Origin of the sequence: Mesorhizobium ciceri WSM4083 (assembly GCF_000519305.1) — a bacterium.
GTDB classification, from domain to species: domain Bacteria; phylum Pseudomonadota; class Alphaproteobacteria; order Rhizobiales; family Rhizobiaceae; genus Mesorhizobium; species Mesorhizobium ciceri_B.
Window position 1 is genome coordinate 1 of sequence record NZ_JAFG01000006.1, and the last position, 17,911, is coordinate 17,911.

The following is a 17,911-nucleotide window of genomic DNA, read 5'->3' on the forward strand; positions in this document are numbered from 1 at the left end:
GATGGCGTGCGCCGCATCCACCGTGCGGTGATCGAGATAGAAGAAGCCTTTCGGCTTGCCCTCGCGCACCATGTAGCCGCTGTCGGGATCGATGCGCGAGACCTTGGTCTCCTTCACCGCAGGCTGCCGCTCCTTCTGCTTCAGCGGCTTGTGGCCGTGCAGCGCCCGTTCGGTGTCGATGGCACGATCAAGGTCGGCCCAATAGTCGGCCCGCGACTTGGCGATCATCGCAAGGTCGTATTTTCCCTTGTTGGCGTTGGCCTTCAGATGTCGAGCTTTGCTCGATACCGCCGGTTTGCGCTGTACTCAATACACCCGGTTCGAGCTGTGCTCGATACCGCAGCGTTTTCCGGCGGGAGCCTTGAACAAGGCGCGGCAGCATGCTGACACGCCGTCGGTCACAGCCTGCTACTTGACGATGACGATGCTGGTGTTGGTCGCCCCGAAGGTTTCGACGAGCTGGTAGAAATCGGCGGCGTTGTCGGGATGCAGCCGCACGCAGCCATGCGAAGCCGGCTGGCCGAGGCGCTTGATTGCATAGGTCGCATGCACCGCATAACCGCCGCTGAAGAAGACAGAGTGCGGCATCGGGGCGTTGTCGTATTTCTTCGAATACCACATCTCGTGCATGCGGGTCGGCTTGAACGAGCCGGTCGGCGTCACATGGGCCCGGTCGCCGGTGGAGACCTTCCAGGCGAAGGTCGGCCGGCCGTCGACGGAGACTTCCATGATCTGCTGCGAAAGCGAAACACGCGCCACGATCTTGTTGGCGGCGTGCGCAGCGCCCGAGCCGGCGCCGAGCAGCAGTGCTGCACCAGTCAAGGCAGCGGCGGTGATATTGATGAGCTTGGCGGAAATGGCGGTGTGCATAATGAAGTCCCCTCTCTCTGCCGGTTGGGCCGGCTCCAATTCGATGGCCGCTTATCCCAACGTCATGTTTCGAGAAGATTTCGCAAAACGCTCGTTTCTGTTTCGACTCTGTTTCCGCTGGTTAACAAACGCCCCCTTATAACCTGGCTGGAACAGACTCGGCAGACCCGCCCAGCCAAGACCAGGAGTCGGGAACATGAGTATCCGCCTCCAAACGAAAGTGCGAATTGGTGTCATGTGAAAGATCAAGCGTCAGCATCGAAACCAACCTGCAACAAAGCGCGGCTCCAAGCGGCATGATCCGGATACGGGCCGCGAGCAAAGTTGACGCAACGAAAACAGCCGGTAACGAACATGAGGACGAAATCAAACGCGCTGTCCTGGCTTCTCAGGATCAGCATCGCGGCAGCGGTCATCGGCGGCGTCGGCACGGTTGCCGGCACCCCGCTGACAAGGCTCGGCGCGATGACTTCGGGCGAGATTTCGACGCTGCATACCGCACTGTTTTTCGCCACGGTCTGGATTGTTTCCAGCCTGCGCATCGCCCGGCTCAAGGCCCTCTGGCGGGTCGGCCTTAGGCTGACGGGTTTGCGCGGCGCCTCCGGCAACTTGCTGCCGAGAGGACCGAAGGCCCGCGCCGCGACGGGGGGCTCCGTGGGCGGCGCGGGCACTTCGGGGGTATCCTGAAGAGACCCGCAACACATTTCATTTGGGGAACTGCGACGATGAAAACGAAATTCGCTGCTTCGGTGCTGTCCGCACTGCTTTACGCCCAGGGCCTGCTCGGCTTTGCCGGTCTTGCTACCGTGCTCCTCCGGGACCGCGCCCATGCAAGCGAACTCACCATGGGCAGTGACATGCCGGTGGGGCCATCGCTTCTGCTGGTACGCTGAGCGTCAAGAGCATCGGGCCCAGAGATGGAAAATCCGATGCCCGAAAAAAGGGATTGCGCCAGTAGCAGGCAGTCAGTCGGCAAATTGCCGCGGCGGATCGAACCGATAGCCGGCGCCACGTATTGTGGTGATGGTGTCGGTGTCGAGCTTGCGGCGCAGCCGCACGATGCGCGAATCGATCGAGCGATCGAAGGCGTCGGCGTTTTCTGCCGGTGCCGCGGCGATGATATCGTCACGCGTCAGCACCTTGCGCGGACTGGCCAGGAACAACCTGAGCAGGGCCACCTGGCCAGGCGAAAGCTGTTCCTCGGAGCCGGAGCGATGCATGACCATGGCCGATCTCAGATCGACGGTCGCGTTCTCCAGCACGATCAGTTCCTGGGTGCCCCTGCCGCGGCGCGAAAGCAGGCCGCCGACACGGGCGGCCAGTTCACGGACATTGAGCGGGCTCTCGACGACGTCGGCCGCACCAAGCTCCAGCGCCAGCACCTTGTCGACAAGATCGGCCGGGCGGCAGATCAGAATGAAATCCGGTCCGCCCTCACCGCCCCCACCTTGGCCGCCATAACGTTTGAGCAGGTCCCGGCCCTCCGCCTGGCTGAGGCTGTCGCCGACGACGACGACGTCGATGCCCTTTCCCGACAACAGCGATTCGGCCTCCCAGGGCTGGCGCGCCTGATGCACGTCGTGGCCGCGCCGCTCGAGATGGTCGGCGAGTTCGGTCGCCACTACTTCGGCTACCGAAACGAGCGCAATGACGGATCGTGCAGCCATGTTTTCCAACCGTTCCCTGGCAACCCGGATATGAGTGCTGGACATGATGTTTATACCCAATCTACTTTCCACTGAAAGTGGGAGCGAAAGCATCGTGCGGGCAAGAATTGTCATCGTCGAGGACGAGCCCGATCTACGGGACGCGGTCGCCGAATATCTTGGCGCCGCCGGCTATGAGGTGGCCACCGCCGAAAGTGCTGCCGCTGCCCGCAGCCTCGTGGAAACGCAATCGTTCCATCTCGCCATTCTCGACATCGCCATGCCGGGCGAGGACGGCCTCTCGCTCGGCCGCTGGCTGCGTTCGAAACTGCCGATCGGCATCATCTATGCGACAGCGGCCGGCACCGCGCTCGACCGCATCGTCGGGCTGGAACTCGGTGCCGACGATTACATCGTCAAGCCCTACGAATTGCGCGAAGTGCTGGCCAGGGTGCGCAGCGTGTTGCGCCGCGTTCCCCAGCCGAAGGAGTTCCAGGACAAGAAGGCCGGGACGGACCGCCGTTCCGTTGCCTTCGGCCCCTTTCAGGCCGATCTCGATGGCAGGCTGGTCACCGGCGCCAATGGCGCGGTGATCGACATGGCCAAGAGTGAATTCGACGTGCTGGAGATTTTCCTCACCCGCGCCAACCGGCTGCTGACCCGCGCCGCTATCTCCGAGGCGATCGGTTTCACCGAAGATCCGGAATCGTCGCGCGCGGTCGACATCCGCATCATGCGGCTGCGCAAAAAGATCGAGGCCGATCCCGCCAATCCGAAATTCCTGCGCACGGTGCGCGGCGAGGGCTATATCTTCTCGCTGCCGACCGGCGACGGCAACTGAGCACCGGGCCAGAAGGATTCGGTTGCTCGCCAGCCGGAATTGGCACGACTCCGAATTGGCGCGACTCCGGAATGACAGCACAAGATGATCGCTGAAGCAGCAAGCACCGATATGCAAGGGTTCAGGCAGGGCGCGGCGATGGCGGCCGTGCGTGTCGTTCGCCGGCTGCGCGAGGCCGGCGACTGGCAGCGCGAAATGGAAGGCATACTTGAAACGCTCTGCCGGGCCATGGATTGCCAGCGCGGCATCCTGTTTCGCTTGCGCGAGCTGCCCGGCCAGGGCTTCGCCCAATCCGTCGCCGCCTACTGGATCGACCCTCTTTTCGGCGGCGAACTGGCGTCGCCGACCGTCATCATGCAGTCGATCGTCAATTCGGACCCGCTGCTGGAGCGGCTGGCCGAGGACGAGAGGCAAGGCAAGGTGTTCGCCGGGCATACGCGCGACCTTGAAGGCTTCCTGAGGACCGACTTCGAAAAACAGCACATCAAGTCGTTTCTGTCGGTGTCGGTATTTGCGCATGGCCATCTCTGGGGGACGCTGGCGGTCAATGACTGCGTCAACGAGCGTGCATGGACGGACGAGGAAGAGGCGACCCTGCACATCATCGCGCTGGCCATCGGCGACGCCATCGAGCGCTCGCCCTCCGACGCCCACGCCAGCGAGGTCATTCGCCGCACCATGCTGCAGGCCTCGCTCGACGCTATCGTCGTCATCGACGAGACCGGCTCGATCATCGAATTCAATCCGGCCGCCGAAAAGATGTTCGGCTTCCAGCGCAGCGACATCCTCGGCAAGGACCTGCTCGATACGATCGTGCCGATCTACTACCGCAAGGGCTATGCCTCAGGGGCCGAATACATGTCCGGCCGCGGCGCGCCGATGGTCGGCCAGCGGCTCGAGACGGTGACCCAGAATGCCGCCGGCGAAGTGTTCCCGATCGAGCTGACGGCGACCGAGATGCGGGTCGCCGACCGCCGCCTGATCTTCGGCTCCATCCGCGACCTGCGCGACAAATTGCGTGCCGAGGAAGAAATCGGCCGGCAGCGCGAGAAGCTGCACCAGAACGAGAAGATGGCGGCAATGGGTTCGTTGCTGGCCGGCGTGTCGCACGAACTCAACAATCCGCTGGCCGTGGTTGTGGCGCAATCGACGCTGCTGCACGAATTCGCTTCCGATCCGCAGACCAAGGTGCGCGCCGAGAAAGTCCGCGCCGCGGCCGAGCGCTGCGGCCGCATCGTCAAGAGCTTCCTGTCGATGGTCCGCCTCCATCCCGCGGCACAGGCCGAGACCGACCTCAACCAGGTGATCCGGTCGGCACTCGAAGTGACCGCCTATGGCGCGCGCTCAAGCGGCATCATCATCGACACCGATTTCGCCGCCGGCCCGCTGCTGGCCATGGCCGACGCCGACCATGTGACGCAGGTGGCGGCCAATTTCCTCATCAACAGCCAGCACGCCTTGGCTGGCATTGCCGGCGACCGGCTGATCAAGGTGCGGACGTTCCGCAGCGACCGCGGTCATCCCTGTTTCTCGGTCGAGGACAATGGGCCCGGCGTCCCGGAAGCGATCCGCGGCCGCATCTTCGAATCCTATTTCACCACCAAGCCGGTCGGCGTCGGCACCGGCATCGGCCTGTCGATCTCGAAATCGATCATCGAGCGGCACAATGGCAATGTCTGGTTCGAGGAAGTGCTCCCGAGAGGCGCGCGTTTCGTCGTCCAGCTGCCGGCCATCGTGGCCGGCCTCGCCACCGCCGGCGACAACCAGCCGCGATCGAGCGGCCTGCGCCATGCCTTGATCGTCGACGACGAGCCGGATGTCGCCGGCTCGCTCTCCGACATTCTCGAACTGATGGGCATCAAGTCGCGGATCGTTCCTGTCTGGGAATCGGCCGCCGCCACTTTGAGCGGCCACATGCCGCCGGACATCGTCTTTTCGGACCTGCGCATGCCCGGCGTCAGCGGCATATCGATCTATCGCGAGCTGCTCGCCGAAAAGCCTGACCTGGCGCGGCGTTTCGTGCTGGTCACAGGCGACCTGATCGGTGCGAAAGCCGAGATCGAGGCCCTGCCGGCACAACAGCGGCCGCAGATCCTTGAAAAGCCGTTCAGCACGCTGGATGTGCGCAGTGTGCTGTCCGCCATTGCCGAACAGGCGGCCATGAAAGGATAAAAAAGAGGCCCCCGGGGGCGGGGGCCGAAGAAGAGCGCGCTGGAGGGAGCGCTCGGGGAGTCCAGAGCATGATCTCAAAACGGGAACTGTTTCGGATCAGGCTTCGACAAAATCAGAAAATATTCGGCGTATCGGCCAAGGGTGCGGCAGTGGCGATCATGCGGATGGCGCGGCTCTTGTGTGTTCCGGACTGTTCGGCGATTGCGCGCAGGCAATCGATACTCTCGGTACCCCAGGTCTGGCCCTTGCAGGCGAAGTCGGTCACCGGCACCGGCAGACGCGCGGTCCTGGTCGTCGTCTGCGCGCCGTCGATGAGATTGGCCGGCGGATTCAGCGAAGCGAAGGCCGGCCCGATTGTCGGCGTGAACGCCATGCCGACGAAGGCGCAAGCAGCCAGCACCATGAACATCGCCATGGGGTGGTCGCTGGCCCGCTGGCGCAGCGCCAGTTTCGGACGGCGGTCATTGCGCTCTGGAGCCTGAAAGCGGCTCTCGTCGCGGATCGTCTCGATTTTCGCATGCATTGCCTTCCCCTTCGCTGAGTTTCTTTTGGCGGTGAAATGAACTTATCCGCACTTTGTAACGGCGATGGGGTGGCGAAGGACTGGCACTGTAACGAATTCGAAACAGCATTCGGGCGAAGTCGGGCAAAATCGGGCATAGCTTCGACGGCGCTCGGGCTCGAGGCACAACCTGACCCGATCTTGCCAAACAGCTTTTCGAAAAGACCAGGCTCAGCCCGGAGCTTGAAGCTCGGCAATGATCTTGTGCGCGGCGATGCGCCCGGCAATGATGGCGCCTTCGATATACCCCGGAAATGATGGCGAGAGTTCTGAACAGGCGAGATACACCGGCGGTGCGCCGGCAAGGATCGTTCGCTCGGCGTCTCTCGCTGTAACATCGACAACAAGATCGCTGTACGCGCCGCCGCTCCAGCGATCTTCTGTCCAGTCACGCAAACTGAAATCGTTGACATCACCGGCATCCGGACCAAGGGCTGCCTCCAACCGGCCGGTCACCTCGGCACGCAGTTCCGCCTCGCCGAGATCACGCCAGCGCAGCGCGAGCGACCCGCCGACAAACATGACGAGCGCGGCATGCTCCACATCCTTGCTGGCGTCGCAGGCAAACAGCCCCGGCGGATCGAGCCACATCACCATGCCGTTCAAATCCCGCCCGCGCCAGAACGGTTTGGCATAGCGCACCAGGATCTTGATCGCCGCGCCGCTTTTCCAGGCGCCAAGCGCCCGCCCCAGTCCGGCCGGCAAGGCAGGGGCAAAGGCGAGCTCCGTCACCGTCGCCGGCGGGACGGCAACCAGAACCGCGCGCGCCTCGATGGCACCCCCGGCCGAAACGACAAGAACACCTTGCGAACTGTGCTCGATGCGCGTGACCGGCTCGCTGAGCCGCAACCGATCACTGAGGTCGCAGGCCAGATCGTCGGCCAGCGAATGCATGGTTTCGCGCACGAAATATTGCAGCTCCGGCACCTCGTTGGTGACGCGTCGGTCATTGTCGATCAGATACCAGAGAGGAATCTGATCCAGCGCCATGCACCAGAGACCTTCGATCATGGAACGGAAGACAGCCCTGGCATCGGCCGAATCGCGCTGGCGGGCAAGCCAGTCGGCAACGGTCAGCCCGGCAATCGAGACGTCCTCCGGATCGATCCCGTTCATGCGCTCGCGGATTGCCATTGCCGCGTCATAGATCCGCTCTGCTCGTTGAGCGGACATCGTCGGCTGAGTGATGAAATCGCCATCGACATAGGTCTCAACCAGCGTCTTGCCGCACGCCTCGACCAGGGCCATCAATTCCGGCATGTCCTCGCACAGGAACTGGCCGCCACTATCGATCCGTTCGCCAAGTCCGTTCTGTTGGGACTCGACGCGTCCGCCGACGCGGTCGCGTGCTTCGAGCAGGATGAAATCGATACCGGCCTTCTTCATCTCGAGCGCCGCCGACAGGCCGGTGAAACCCGCACCGACGATGACGACATCTGTTCGCTCGAATTCGCCGCCCGTGAAGGTCTCCAGCATTGCCGGCTATCCACCCAATCGCATCCAGCTTCCACCGACGAAGTCTGTCCTTGTCGACATATGCCGGCGGGCCGCACACACCATGCCGCAGGCTGTCTCTAACCTATCGTTTTCTCGAGCATATTGAGCCAGTTGCGATAGGCGATCTTTTCGATCAGCGCGGGGCCGAAACCGCGTGCTGCCAATGCATCGATCAGCTTCGGCAGGCCGGCGACATCGCCGATGACGGCCGGGATCATGGCGCCGTCGAAATCGGAGCCCAGACCGACGCCGTCCTCACCCAGCGCCTGCAGCAGCGAATCGATATGCCGCACCATGATGTCGAGGCTGGTGTCGGCATTCATGCGACCGTCCTCGCGCAGGAAGCCGGTTGCGAAGTTCAGCCCGACCATGCCGCCGGTTTCGCGGATCGCGCCGAGCTGCCAGTCGGTCAAGTTGCGCGAATGGCCACAGATCGCGTGCACGTTGGAATGGGTCGCGACCAGCGGCGCATCGCTGAGCGCCGCGACATCGCGAAAGCCCTTCTCGTTGAGATGCGAGAGATCGATCATGATCTTCAGCTGATTGCAGGCCTTGACCAGCGCCTTGCCGGCATCGGTCAGGCCGGGTCCGGTGTCAGGCGAGGACGGGAAGCGGAACGGCACGCCGTGGCCGAAGGCGTTCGGCCGGCTCCAGACGATGCCGAGCGAGCGCAGGCCCGCTTCATGCAGCACGTCGAGCATGGTGAGCTCGGGATCGATCGCCTCGACCCCTTCGATGTGGAACACCGCCGCGATCGAGCCTTGCGCCATGGCATTGCGCACATCGCCGGCGCTGCGGCAGACGGTGAGCGCTCCGGCCCGTTCCAGCCTGAACAGGATCGAGGCCATCGCGATGGTCGAGGTCAGCGCCTCATTGCGCGGAACCTCGGGCGGCAGCGGTTCGGCGGCGCCCGGCGCCAGGGGCACGGCGCCGCGCCTGGATTTCTCGACAGGCGGCGGAAAGATGGCGAACATGCCCCCGGCGAAGCCGCCGGCTTTCGCGCGTGGCAGGTCGATATGGCCGCCCGATTTCCCCTCGATGAACAGCTTTTCGACGTCCGTGTCTTTTGACTGATGGAGTCTGAGCAACGTATCGTTGTGGCCGTCGAAGACGGGAACGAGATCGGTTTCGGTCATTGGGGGATCATTCGGTTCGTTTGTCGGCAGGGCTAAGATATATCATATCTACTTAGGCATGATGCGCCACCCGCGCAAATGCCAAGCCGTCCCGGTGGGATGGCAGCCGCTTGCCGTGCCGTTTCCAGCAAGGAATCCCTACCGCTTCAGCACGTCGGCCCATTCCTGATGGCGGCGGAACTGGGCGTTGGCGAACGGGCAGAGCGGGATGATCTTCTTGCCCGCCGCACGCGCATCCTCGACGGCGCGGGTGACGAGCCGAAGCCCGGCACCCTGGCCGCGAAACACGTCCGGCACTTCGGTGTGGTCGATGATGATCTGGTGCTCACCGATCTTGGTGAAGGTCATCTCGGCCTCGGCGCCATCGGGTCCACGCAGGACATAGCGGCCCTTGGAACCGCGATCCTCAAGTTCGATCTCAGGCAGTTGTTCAGGCATCGCTATGCTCCTTGGGAGGCATCGGCAAAGAACCGCCGTGCCGCCTCGATCTCGTTTGGCCGCACCTCGTGCCCGCCATCGTGCCATTCCACTGTGACATCGGCGCCGTCGGCACGCAAATAGGCTTCGAGCCGCGTGGTCAGGTTCGGCGGGCAGATCGGGTCGCGCTTGCCGGCGGTCACCAGGATATGGCGACCGGCAAGGCTGCCCTTGACCTGCGGCTCGAACGGGATCAGCGGATGCATCAGCACCGCAGCGTCGAACAGCAGCGGTGCCGCAAACACCAACGAGGCCAGGACATTGGCGCCGTTGGAATAGCCGAGACCCAGCACAGCCGACGGCTTCGCTGCTTCGATATGCGCCTTGACGAAGCCCGCCATCTTGTCTGTCGCCCGCGCCAGATCGTCCATGTCGTAGACGCCCTCGCCGGTGCGGCGAAAGAAGCGCGCGGCACCTTGTTCGGACACATCGCCGCGCGGCGAGATGATGGTTGCCTGGGGTGCGAGATCACGCCCCAGCGACAGAAGCTGGTTCTCATCGGCCCCCGTGCCATGGAAGACGAACAGCAATGGACCGCCCGGCGAACCGGGCAGCAGCTTGTGGTTGTAAGCGTCCCTGCTCATGACCTTCAGCCTTCCAACTTCTGCAGATGCTGTTCCAGATACGGCCGCAGGTGCTGGTGCTGCGTCGGCAGCTTCAACGCCTCGCCCAGATGAGCGGTGTCCTCATCCTTGTCGAAACCCGGCTCGTTGGTGGCGACTTCGAACAGCACGCCACCCGGCGTGCGGAAATAGATCGCCCAGAAGTAATCGCGGTCGATCACCGGCGTCACCCCATAGCCGGTGTCCATCAACGCCTTGCGCACCTCGAGTTGCCTGGCGCGGTTCTCGACCGCGAAGGCGACGTGATGGACAGAGCCGGCACCGAGATCGGCAAAGGCCGTGCTCGGCAGCGATTCGATGTCGATAACATCGGCGCCATTGCCGTTCTTCACCGCCAGCCGCCTGAGGTTGCCGGACTTGTCGACTTCCTCATAGCCCATGAACTTCAGCAGTTCCTCAGTGGCGCCGCCATCCTTCAGCCTGAGCGATACCGAGTGGAAACCACGGATCGCCTGGTCGACAGGAACACCGCCTTTCGCCCAGGGTGCTCTGCTGTCGCCCTTGTCCTCGACCAGCGCGAAGCCGTCACCATCCGGTCCGGCAAAAGCCAGGCGCTTCTCGCCGAAGGTTTCTTCGCGCGAGAGGCCGGTGACGCCCTCATCGGCAAAGCGTTTTTCCCAATAGCCAAGCGTGCCTTCCGGCACCGAGTAGACGGTGGTTCCGACTTCCCCGACGCCATGCCGGCCCTTGCCGATGTCGGGGAAAGGAAAATAGGTCATCACCGAACCCGGCGTGCCGGCCTCGTCGCCGTAATAGAGATGGTAGACGTCGGGAGCGTCGAAATTGACGGTCTTCTTGACCCGGCGCTGGCCGAGTTTCTTGGTGAAGAAATCGTTGTTCTGGCGGGCATCCCTGGCCATCGACGTGACGTGGTGCAGGCCCTTTATCTGGTCGAGCATTGTCTTGCTCCTTCCCTTGGTGCATGTGCGGCCCTCGCCGCTGTCCACGCCAATATGAGGACCCGAGCAGTTTACGCAAAGGCGGCAAACACAGAATGGACTGTGTCATAAAAGTGAACGATGGAACAACGTTCGTTCACCAATTGACTGGCAGGTCAGAACCAATTGGCTGGCAGGTCAGACTTGCGCCGTAGCCAGAATTCGGTTCCATGAGCGGCGTTCGACATCCCGGAACAAAGGTATCGTGAGTGACTGGAAAAGCCAGGCGGCCTAACATTCTCCTGATCACATGCGACCAATGGCGCGGCGATAGTCTGTCCGCCGCCGGTCATCCGGTCGTGCAGACGCCGAATGCCGACGCATTGGCCGCGGAGGGTGTGCTGTTCAAGCGGCACTATGGCGGCGCGGCGCCCTGCTCGCCCGCGCGCGCCTGCCTCTACACCGGCCTCTACCAGATGAACAACCGCGTCTGCCGCAATGGCACGCCGCTCGACGCGCGCCACGGCAACATCGCGCTGTCAGCTCGCGCTCTGGGCTATGATCCGACGTTGTTCGGCTACACCGACGTTTCGCTCGATCCGCGCCTGCTGGCGCCGGGCGATCCGCGGCTGCAAAGCTATGAAGGCGTGCTGCCGGGCTTTACGGTGCGCCAGTTGCTGCCCGAGCACCAGAAGCAATGGCTATCCTGGCTGGAACTGCAAGGTGTCGACGCCAGCGCCGGGTCCCCCGGCATCCACCGCCCGGTGGCTGACGGCGTGGCCGGGACCACCGTCAGCAACGCGCCGCCCGTCTACTCCGGGCAACAAACCCCGGCGGCCTTCCTGACCGGCGAATTCACGCGTTGGCTTGGCGAACAGGAGCACGCCGCGCCGTGGTTCGCGCATCTTTCCTTCATCAGCCCGCACCCGCCCTTCATTGTGCCGGAGCCCTACAACACGAGGTACGATCCGGCTGACGGCCCGGCCTTCCGGCGCGCGGCAAGCTGGCAGGAAGAGGCGGAAAACCATCCCTACCTTGCCTATGATCTCGGCCGGCAGAACCAGATAAAATTCCGCCCCGACGCCAGAGGCAAGGTGCACGACTGGAGCGAAGACGATTTTCGCCGCATCCGCGCGATCTATTACGGCATGATTTTCGAGGTGGACGCGCAGCTCGGCCGCGTCTGGCAAGCGGTCAAGGCCGCCGGCGCGTGGGACGACACCATCATCGTGCTGACCTCGGACCATGCCGAGATGATGGGCGACCATTTCATGCTGGGCAAGGGCGGCTATTTCGACGGCAGCTACCACATTCCGTTGATCATTCGCGATCCGCGCCACGGCAACGCGGCCGGCGGCAATGTCGACAGCTTCACCGAAGCGGTCGACATTTTGCCGACGCTTCTCGACCTGCTCGGCGAAGAGCCCGCGCCGCATCTCGACGGCGCCTCGCTGAAGCCGTTCCTGAGCGGAGAAGTCCCTGCGGCGTGGCGCGATGCCGCGCATTGGGAGTTCGACTTCCGCTCGATTGCCGCAGGCGAGGCCGAACGCCATTTCGGCATCGCCTCACGCCAATGCAATCTCGCCGTCATCCGCACGGAACATTTCAAATATGTGCATTTCGGCGGCAACCTGCCGCCGCTGCTGTTCGATCTGAAAAGCGATCCGGGCGAACTGGACAATCTCGCGGCCGACCCCGCCCATCTCGCCGTGCGGCTGGAGTTCGCCGAGCGGCTGCTCGCTTGGCGGGCCGAACATCTCGACCAGTCGCTGGCACTGGCCGAATTGACCGAGAACGGCCTCGTCGGCCATGCCGCTGGCCTGCCACCTGGCCACACATAAAAGCCCGCGCCGTTGCCAGCGCGGGCTTTATTTGGCTGAACAGAATTACCTGACGATCATGCGCTGCTGATCGCGCTGTTCGGCATAACTGCCTTTGTCATAGGCGGTTTGAGCCTCGAGCTGTTCCTTGGTGAAGGTCGTGTAAAGATATTTGTTGCCGTCCTTGTCGGTCATGAATTTGAGATTATCCATGCCGACCGCGACCTCCTTCTCGCCGATGCCGAGGAAGCCGCCGACGTCGACGATCACCGCATCGGCCTTCTTGTCGGGCGCAAGCACGACATCGCCGATTTCGCCAACCCTGGCGTCGTTTGCGCCGTAGACAGTCGTGCCCTTCAGGTCATCGGCACGAATCTCGCCGACCGGCATCTCGGTCAACGTCGACTTGTCGATGGCGGCAGTCTGTGTCTGGTCGGGAGCCGAGGCGTCAGGGGTGGTCGCTGCCGGAGCTTCGGCGGTCTTGTCTGCCGGAGCGACAGCAGGAGCCGTCGTGTCGGACGGAACAGCAGCCGGAGCGGTGGCCGCAGGCTCGTTGGAAGCCGTCGTGGCCGGCGCCGGATCATAGGCCTTGCGGTCGAAATCGGGCTGGGCCTGCAGCTCTTCCTTGGTGGTCTGGGCCACCAGCCAGCGGTCGCCATTCTTCTCGGCCCACTGCGCCTTGGAGAAATCATAGGTGACATTCTTGGCGCCGAGGCCAAGGAAACCACCAACGCCGATGACGAGGGACTCGGCCTTGCCTTCCCTGGTCAGCACGATGTCGTTGACGTCGCCGATATTCTGCGCGTCGTCGCCAGTGCCGTTGTAGACGTTTTCACCGATAATGTTGGTGGCGAGATTGCCGTCCGCGCGCTTGACGGGTTCGGTCGGAGCGGCATTCATGTCGACGGGCTTCTGCGCAGTGTCCGTTGTCGCCGGAGCCGTCGGAGCCGTTGTATCGGTCGATGCGGCAGGCGCCGGGGCCGGCGCGTAGAGCTTGCTGTCGAATTCTGCCTGCGCCGTCAACTCGTCCCTGGTCGTCGGGGCTACCAGCCAGCGGTCACCATTCTTTTCGGCCCACTGCAGCTTGCTGTACTCGAAGGCAACGCTTTTGGCGCCGACACCCAGAAATCCGCCGACGTCGATGACAACGGATTTCGCCTGCCCATCCTTGTCGAAGACGACGTCGCTGACCTTGCCGATGTTCTCGGCATCATCGCCGGTGCCGTTGTAGACGGATTCACCGATGATGTTGGTGACGATGCTGCCCTCTGCGCGGACTGCTGCAGCGCCTGACTCCTGAACGGCGGGGCTCTGCGCCGGCGTCGGGGTCGTCGCACTCTGCGCATAAGCGCCTGTGGCGATCAGTGTTGCGAGTGCGGTCGTGGCTAAAAGATTGCGGATCATGATAGTCTCTCCTCGTGCCTGATCTCATTCGCCGCGTCTTCGCTGGGGAAGTCGGACGCGGCATCTACAGGTTCACAACGTCGTGACCAGTCTGTTGTTCCGACAAACCCCTGCCGTCCGGGAAACGAAACCACAGAAATATCGGGCCGCCGGGCAGCCCACGCGTAGCTAGGGAACCTTTCCGTCGCCGCCGCGTTCAGCCATCGGCTGGGTGTGTCCCGGCCACTTTTTGGCTGACATGGTGGAGCGGGGCATGAAATTCGCAGCGGTGCTGAACCGGGATGGCGGCACTTTGCGCACCACCGACCTCGCCGCCTTCTCCGACCGGATGCATCAGACGCTGGAAACGGCGGGTCACTCGCTCAGCATCGAAATTGTCGCCGGCAAGGACGTGGTGGAAACGCTCGACAGCGCGGCGTCGCGTCGCTCGGTCGACATCGTGCTGGCGGGTGGCGGCGACGGGACCATTTCCGCCGCGGCCGCACGTCTGATGGGCACGAAGAAGGCGCTTGCCATATTGCCGGCCGGCACCATGAACCTGTTCGCACGCGGGCTGGGCATTCCGCAGTCGCTCGACGGCGCGCTGAAATCCTTCGCTGACGGCGAAATCATCGCAGTGGACGTGGCAACGGCCAATGGCCAACCTTTCGTGCACCAGTTCTCGATCGGCATGCATGCGAAGATGGTGCAGCTGCGCCAGAAGATGGAGTTCGGTTCGCGGTTGGGAAAGATCCGCGCCTCGGCCAAGGCGGCTTGGGCGACGATCAACAATCCACCTGCGATGAATGTGACACTCAGCATCGGCGAGGCCGAAATGGCGGCACGCATCACCGGCATCGGCATCACCAACAATTTGTTCGGCGAAGGCCATTTGCCCTATGCCGACAATCCGGCGGGCGGCGTGCTTGGTGTCTATGTCACGGTGGCGAAGCAGCGCGCCGAACTGGTCAAGTTCTTCTTCAACATGGCGCGCGGCAAATGGCGCGACAACGAACATGTCGAAATCCACCAGACGAGCAGAACGGTGCTGAAAATCCATTCGGGCAGCCGCAAGTTTCGCGCCGTCATGGACGGCGAACTGGTCAGGCTTGACCGTGAAACGGTAATCGAGATCCAGCCTGGCGCGCTGAATGTACTGGTGCCGGCGAGCGCGGCTCAATCGAGAGCCGCCTGATGCGGTGCGTTGCATCCAACAAACCGGCTTTAACCAGCAGGAGCCTGTTCGGTGGTGTTGGGCGGTGTGGGGACATGCTGTTCATCGCTGGTTGGCGTCTTGATCATCACTCCATAGATCTCGGCAATGCCCCACGCAGCAAACACCAGAAGCAATGCGGCGATCAGGATTCGAAATCCATGCCAGCCCCATCGCCCCTGCCGCGCCTTGTTTTCTGGAATGATCTTGGCCATGCTCGATCCCTGTCTCATTCTGCACCAACTGGCGCGCTCGGCAAATCATGGTCGGGTAACGGTTCCTCGCTAGGATGGTTCCGGAAAAGCGCGTTGGCCTTGCACCGGCGCAAGCATGCGGCGGCGATGACCGGGACGAGGCAATTGGGGTGACTGGCAAGACGCAAACAGTGCCCGAGCTGCCCGCTGAAGTTGCGCGCGCAGTCAGGGATGTTGACCGGCTCGCTGTGCTGCACGGGTTGGAGATGCTGGATACGGCGGCCGACCCGGATTTCGACCGCGTCAGCAGCCTCGCCGCGGCGGTGATGCAGGCGCCGATTGCCCTGGTCACACTCGTCGACCTCGAACGGCAGTGGTTCAAATCCTGCTTCGGCCTGGACGAGGCCGAAACCGCGACCGACGTCTCCTTCTGCGCCCATGCGATTGCCGCCGGCGACGAGCCGATGGTTGTCGTGGATGCAACGACGGACCCCCGTTTCAAGACAAACCCGCTGGTCACCGGAAAGCACCATGTCCGCTTCTATGCCGGCGCACCGATGATCGTGGCAGGCGCCCGCATCGGCACGCTGTGCGTGCTCGACCGCGAGCCGCATGGTTTTCCATCCCGCGCCGAGCTCGACCAGTTGAAGGCGCTCGCTGGCCTCGCCGCCAGCCTGTTCACCCTCAAGGACGCAACCCGCAGCGGCGCGATCGCCGAGGCCGCACTGGTTCGCGAGGAAAAACGACGCGCCATCGCACTCGATGCGGCATCGCTCGCCAGCTGGGCATGGGATATCCGCACCGATATCATCGAATGCGACACATTGATGTCGGAGCTGTTCAACCTGCCGCGCTCCAACCGGTTGCGCGCACGCGACATCCTCACCGCCATCGATCCGCGTGACGTCTACCAGACCGAAACCCGCTTTCGCGACGCCCTGACCGGCAGCGACGACTATTTCGGCGAATACCGGGTGAAGGGCTTTCACCCGCCGCGCTGGCTCGCCACGCGCGGCCGTGTGATCGAGCGTGACGGCGACGGCAAGCCGACATTGATCTTCGGCGTCAACTACGACATCTCCGAGCGCAAGCTCGGCGACGAACGGCAACGGCTGCTGCTGCGTGAGCTCAACCATCGCGTCAAGAACACCTTGGCGACCGTCCAGGCGCTGGCAACACAGACCGTGCGCCATGCCCGCCAGCCAAGCCAGTTCCTCGAGGCCTTCGGCGCCAGGCTTCAGGCCTTGGGCATCGCCCATAATCTGTTGTCGGACCGCGAGTGGCGCGGCATCGGCATCAGCGAACTCGTCCAGATCGAGGTCAAACCTTTCGAAACGGCCGAGCAGCCGCGCATGACGATCTCCGGCGACGACCTGCTGCTGTCGCCCGACCAGGCCGTCGGGCTTGGCCTGATCCTGCATGAACTCGCCAGCAACGCGCTGAAATATGGCTCGCTGTCGGTGCCGTCAGGCAGTGTCGACCTCGGCTGGAGGACGCAAGGCAGGGGGGATGCCCGGCGTCTTGTGCTGACCTGGCGCGAAAGCGGCGGCCCGCTCGTCGCTCCGCCGGATCGGCACGGCTTCGGCTCGATCCTCATTCGCCGCAGCCTGGCCAAGGTCATTTCCAGCGAAGTGACCCATGAATTCCGGCCGGAAGGCGTGTTTGCCGAAATATCGGTGCCCCTGGAAGAGCTGTCGAAGTGACCTCCCGGCGGCTCTATCTCCGTTCGCTCTCATCCGGATCGTCGGATTTTACATTCTCGCGGTAGATGGCGTAGGCCGCGAGCGCCACCGCCGGCCCCAGAATGACGCCGAGACCGCCTTTTCCCTTGAGCAGGCTCGGCAGCACGGCAAGTGCGGCGGTGATGCCGATCGCCTTCATGTCGGTATTGCGGCGCTGCGCCCGGCGCCGGGCGCGCGAGCCTGCGGAGATCCGGTAGATCAGCAGGATAAGTCCGCCAAGCACCAGGAAACCGACGCCGAACCCCAGTGCCGCGGCAAACGACCCGTAGCGCATCGCCGTCGCGATATAGGCAGCGCCGACAAGAAAGCCGAGACCGCAAAGTGCGGCGGCCATGGCGATCACATAGACGATTGCGGCCGTGCGCGCCCGGTGCATGGCGGCCACTGTCTCCCCCGAGGCGAGACCCGAGATCAGGGTTGCCAACATTCCCATCTGGAGTGCGCTAGCGACGCGCGATGAGCGCGAAAAGGAAGCCGACGCCGGCGGCGATCGCCAGTGAGGTGACCGGCTTTTCACGCACGCTCGCCATCATCTGCGCTTCGATGTCCTTGGCATTGCTGCGCAGGCTGTCAAAGGCTGCTTCGCCCTGCGCACGCAACTGCTCGACCCCTTCCGTGGCTGCACGGCGCGCGGTGCCATAGCCATGCTCGCCGGTCTTGGCCAGTTGTTTGGTGAGCTTGTCGATGTCGGCCTTCAACTGCCTGATATCGGCTTCCAGGTCCGCATTTGCACGGGCGTCGGTTGCGGTTTTTCCTGCGGCAGTGGCCATGGCTTAACTCCTTGTGATTGCTCGGTTTCAAACGCGTTGCGCGCCTCAAGGTTCCGGCATTGGAGACAAAGTAGCCGAAAACGCATC

General features: G+C 63.3%; 19 protein-coding genes and 1 pseudogene. 6 read left to right on the forward strand and 14 right to left on the reverse strand.

Annotated elements, in window-relative coordinates:
* The 3 genes and pseudogenes from MESCI2_RS01000000134645 to MESCI2_RS1000000138460 form a co-directional block, all read right to left on the reverse strand.
* Positions 1-270 (reverse strand): annotated as a pseudogene (locus MESCI2_RS01000000134645) (IS5/IS1182 family transposase); the annotation flags it as partial.
* A 138-nt stretch (positions 271-408) separates the two neighbouring features.
* A complete protein-coding gene (locus tag MESCI2_RS0113375) occupies positions 409-870 on the reverse strand; it encodes a L,D-transpeptidase (protein WP_023811018.1) in 462 nt (153 codons plus the stop codon).
* Between the two features lie 245 nt (positions 871-1,115).
* Positions 1,116-1,412 (reverse strand): hypothetical protein, encoded by a 297-nt coding sequence (locus tag MESCI2_RS1000000138460; protein WP_197031547.1) that lies wholly within the window; start codon positions 1,410-1,412, stop codon positions 1,116-1,118.
* A 183-nt stretch (positions 1,413-1,595) separates the two neighbouring features.
* On the opposite strand from MESCI2_RS1000000138460, the gene MESCI2_RS1000000136790 reads away from it, so the two are divergent.
* Positions 1,596-1,763 (forward strand): hypothetical protein, encoded by a 168-nt coding sequence (locus tag MESCI2_RS1000000136790; RefSeq protein ID WP_081738724.1) that lies wholly within the window; start codon positions 1,596-1,598, stop codon positions 1,761-1,763.
* Positions 1,764-1,835: 72 nt separating this feature from the next.
* On the opposite strand, the gene MESCI2_RS0113390 is transcribed toward MESCI2_RS1000000136790, so the two are convergent.
* Positions 1,836-2,537: a response regulator transcription factor gene (locus MESCI2_RS0113390; protein ID WP_027037043.1), complete on the reverse strand. Its 702-nt coding sequence runs from the start codon at positions 2,535-2,537 to the stop codon at positions 1,836-1,838.
* 46 nt (positions 2,538-2,583) lie between these two features.
* Here MESCI2_RS0113390 and MESCI2_RS0113395 point away from each other — a divergent pair, with 46 nt between their 5' ends.
* Positions 2,584-3,357, forward strand: a complete 774-nt coding sequence (locus tag MESCI2_RS0113395; protein WP_197031552.1) for a response regulator — start codon at positions 2,584-2,586, stop codon at positions 3,355-3,357.
* Positions 3,358-3,441: 84 nt separating this feature from the next.
* Positions 3,442-5,529 (forward strand): ATP-binding protein, encoded by a 2,088-nt coding sequence (locus MESCI2_RS0113400; RefSeq protein WP_027037045.1) that lies wholly within the window; start codon positions 3,442-3,444, stop codon positions 5,527-5,529.
* Positions 5,530-5,641: 112 nt separating this feature from the next.
* On the opposite strand, the gene MESCI2_RS0113405 is transcribed toward MESCI2_RS0113400, so the two are convergent.
* From MESCI2_RS0113405 to MESCI2_RS0113430, 6 genes are all read right to left on the reverse strand, one after another.
* Positions 5,642-6,052, reverse strand: coding sequence for a hypothetical protein (locus tag MESCI2_RS0113405; protein WP_027037046.1), 411 nt, complete (start codon positions 6,050-6,052; stop codon positions 5,642-5,644).
* A gap of 210 nt (positions 6,053-6,262) precedes the next feature.
* Positions 6,263-7,567, reverse strand: coding sequence for a flavin monoamine oxidase family protein (locus MESCI2_RS0113410; RefSeq protein WP_027037047.1), 1,305 nt, complete (start codon positions 7,565-7,567; stop codon positions 6,263-6,265).
* Between the two features lie 98 nt (positions 7,568-7,665).
* Complete coding sequence (locus MESCI2_RS0113415) at positions 7,666-8,724, reverse strand: dipeptidase (protein WP_027037048.1); 1,059 nt, start codon at positions 8,722-8,724, stop codon at positions 7,666-7,668.
* A gap of 138 nt (positions 8,725-8,862) precedes the next feature.
* Positions 8,863-9,162, reverse strand: a complete 300-nt coding sequence (locus tag MESCI2_RS0113420; RefSeq protein ID WP_023811010.1) for a GNAT family N-acetyltransferase — start codon at positions 9,160-9,162, stop codon at positions 8,863-8,865.
* Positions 9,163-9,164: 2 nt separating this feature from the next.
* The gene (locus tag MESCI2_RS0113425; RefSeq protein ID WP_027037049.1) at positions 9,165-9,785 is read right to left on the reverse strand and encodes an alpha/beta hydrolase; all 621 of its coding nucleotides are present in this window, start codon (positions 9,783-9,785) and stop codon (positions 9,165-9,167) included.
* A gap of 5 nt (positions 9,786-9,790) precedes the next feature.
* Complete coding sequence (locus tag MESCI2_RS0113430; RefSeq protein ID WP_027037050.1) at positions 9,791-10,723, reverse strand: VOC family protein; 933 nt, start codon at positions 10,721-10,723, stop codon at positions 9,791-9,793.
* A gap of 248 nt (positions 10,724-10,971) precedes the next feature.
* On the opposite strand from MESCI2_RS0113430, the gene MESCI2_RS0113435 reads away from it, so the two are divergent.
* Complete coding sequence (locus MESCI2_RS0113435; RefSeq protein ID WP_027037051.1) at positions 10,972-12,543, forward strand: alkaline phosphatase family protein; 1,572 nt, start codon at positions 10,972-10,974, stop codon at positions 12,541-12,543.
* 45 nt (positions 12,544-12,588) lie between these two features.
* Here MESCI2_RS0113435 and MESCI2_RS0113440 read toward each other — a convergent pair whose 3' ends face one another.
* A complete protein-coding gene (locus MESCI2_RS0113440; protein ID WP_027037052.1) occupies positions 12,589-13,926 on the reverse strand; it encodes a PRC-barrel domain-containing protein in 1,338 nt (445 codons plus the stop codon).
* A 253-nt stretch (positions 13,927-14,179) separates the two neighbouring features.
* On the opposite strand from MESCI2_RS0113440, the gene MESCI2_RS0113445 reads away from it, so the two are divergent.
* Positions 14,180-15,100 carry a diacylglycerol/lipid kinase family protein gene (locus MESCI2_RS0113445; RefSeq protein ID WP_027037053.1) on the forward strand — a complete coding sequence of 307 codons (921 nt, stop codon included), beginning with the start codon at positions 14,180-14,182 and terminating at the stop codon, positions 15,098-15,100.
* Positions 15,101-15,129: 29 nt separating this feature from the next.
* Here the strand turns inward: MESCI2_RS0113445 and MESCI2_RS01000000134650 are convergent, their stop codons facing one another.
* Positions 15,130-15,333, reverse strand: coding sequence for a hypothetical protein (locus tag MESCI2_RS01000000134650; protein ID WP_032900787.1), 204 nt, complete (start codon positions 15,331-15,333; stop codon positions 15,130-15,132).
* 149 nt (positions 15,334-15,482) lie between these two features.
* Here MESCI2_RS01000000134650 and MESCI2_RS0113455 point away from each other — a divergent pair, with 149 nt between their 5' ends.
* A complete protein-coding gene (locus MESCI2_RS0113455; protein WP_081738761.1) occupies positions 15,483-17,015 on the forward strand; it encodes a sensor histidine kinase in 1,533 nt (510 codons plus the stop codon).
* A gap of 13 nt (positions 17,016-17,028) precedes the next feature.
* Here MESCI2_RS0113455 and MESCI2_RS0113460 read toward each other — a convergent pair whose 3' ends face one another.
* Both MESCI2_RS0113460 and MESCI2_RS0113465 read right to left on the reverse strand, forming a co-directional pair.
* Entirely contained in the window at positions 17,029-17,487 is a 459-nt protein-coding gene (locus MESCI2_RS0113460) for a hypothetical protein (protein WP_027037055.1), read from the reverse strand.
* A gap of 10 nt (positions 17,488-17,497) precedes the next feature.
* Entirely contained in the window at positions 17,498-17,824 is a 327-nt protein-coding gene (locus tag MESCI2_RS0113465; RefSeq protein WP_013529287.1) for a DUF883 family protein, read from the reverse strand.
* Positions 17,825-17,911: the final 87 nt, after the last annotated feature.

Excerpts from the sequence above, each read along its gene's own strand:
- MESCI2_RS0113375 (WP_023811018.1), bottom strand. The coding sequence starts at position 870 with ATGCACACCGCCATTTCCGCCAAGCTCATCAATATCACCGCCGCTGCC.
- MESCI2_RS1000000138460 (WP_197031547.1), bottom strand. The coding sequence starts at position 1,412 with ATGCGCAGGCTGGAAACAATCCAGACCGTGGCGAAAAACAGTGCGGTA.
- MESCI2_RS1000000136790 (WP_081738724.1), top strand. The coding sequence starts at position 1,596 with ATGAAAACGAAATTCGCTGCTTCGGTGCTGTCCGCACTGCTTTACGCC.
- MESCI2_RS0113390 (WP_027037043.1), bottom strand. The coding sequence starts at position 2,537 with ATGGCTGCACGATCCGTCATTGCGCTCGTTTCGGTAGCCGAAGTAGTG.
- MESCI2_RS0113395 (WP_197031552.1), top strand. The coding sequence starts at position 2,584 with ATGTTTATACCCAATCTACTTTCCACTGAAAGTGGGAGCGAAAGCATC.
- MESCI2_RS0113400 (WP_027037045.1), top strand. The coding sequence starts at position 3,442 with ATGATCGCTGAAGCAGCAAGCACCGATATGCAAGGGTTCAGGCAGGGC.
- MESCI2_RS0113405 (WP_027037046.1), bottom strand. The coding sequence starts at position 6,052 with ATGCATGCGAAAATCGAGACGATCCGCGACGAGAGCCGCTTTCAGGCT.
- MESCI2_RS0113410 (WP_027037047.1), bottom strand. The coding sequence starts at position 7,567 with ATGCTGGAGACCTTCACGGGCGGCGAATTCGAGCGAACAGATGTCGTC.
- MESCI2_RS0113415 (WP_027037048.1), bottom strand. The coding sequence starts at position 8,724 with ATGACCGAAACCGATCTCGTTCCCGTCTTCGACGGCCACAACGATACG.
- MESCI2_RS0113420 (WP_023811010.1), bottom strand. The coding sequence starts at position 9,162 with ATGCCTGAACAACTGCCTGAGATCGAACTTGAGGATCGCGGTTCCAAG.
- MESCI2_RS0113425 (WP_027037049.1), bottom strand. The coding sequence starts at position 9,785 with ATGAGCAGGGACGCTTACAACCACAAGCTGCTGCCCGGTTCGCCGGGC.
- MESCI2_RS0113430 (WP_027037050.1), bottom strand. The coding sequence starts at position 10,723 with ATGCTCGACCAGATAAAGGGCCTGCACCACGTCACGTCGATGGCCAGG.
- MESCI2_RS0113440 (WP_027037052.1), bottom strand. The coding sequence starts at position 13,926 with ATGATCCGCAATCTTTTAGCCACGACCGCACTCGCAACACTGATCGCC.
- MESCI2_RS0113445 (WP_027037053.1), top strand. The coding sequence starts at position 14,180 with ATGAAATTCGCAGCGGTGCTGAACCGGGATGGCGGCACTTTGCGCACC.
- MESCI2_RS01000000134650 (WP_032900787.1), bottom strand. The coding sequence starts at position 15,333 with ATGGCCAAGATCATTCCAGAAAACAAGGCGCGGCAGGGGCGATGGGGC.
- MESCI2_RS0113460 (WP_027037055.1), bottom strand. The coding sequence starts at position 17,487 with ATGGGAATGTTGGCAACCCTGATCTCGGGTCTCGCCTCGGGGGAGACA.
- MESCI2_RS0113465 (WP_013529287.1), bottom strand. The coding sequence starts at position 17,824 with ATGGCCACTGCCGCAGGAAAAACCGCAACCGACGCCCGTGCAAATGCG.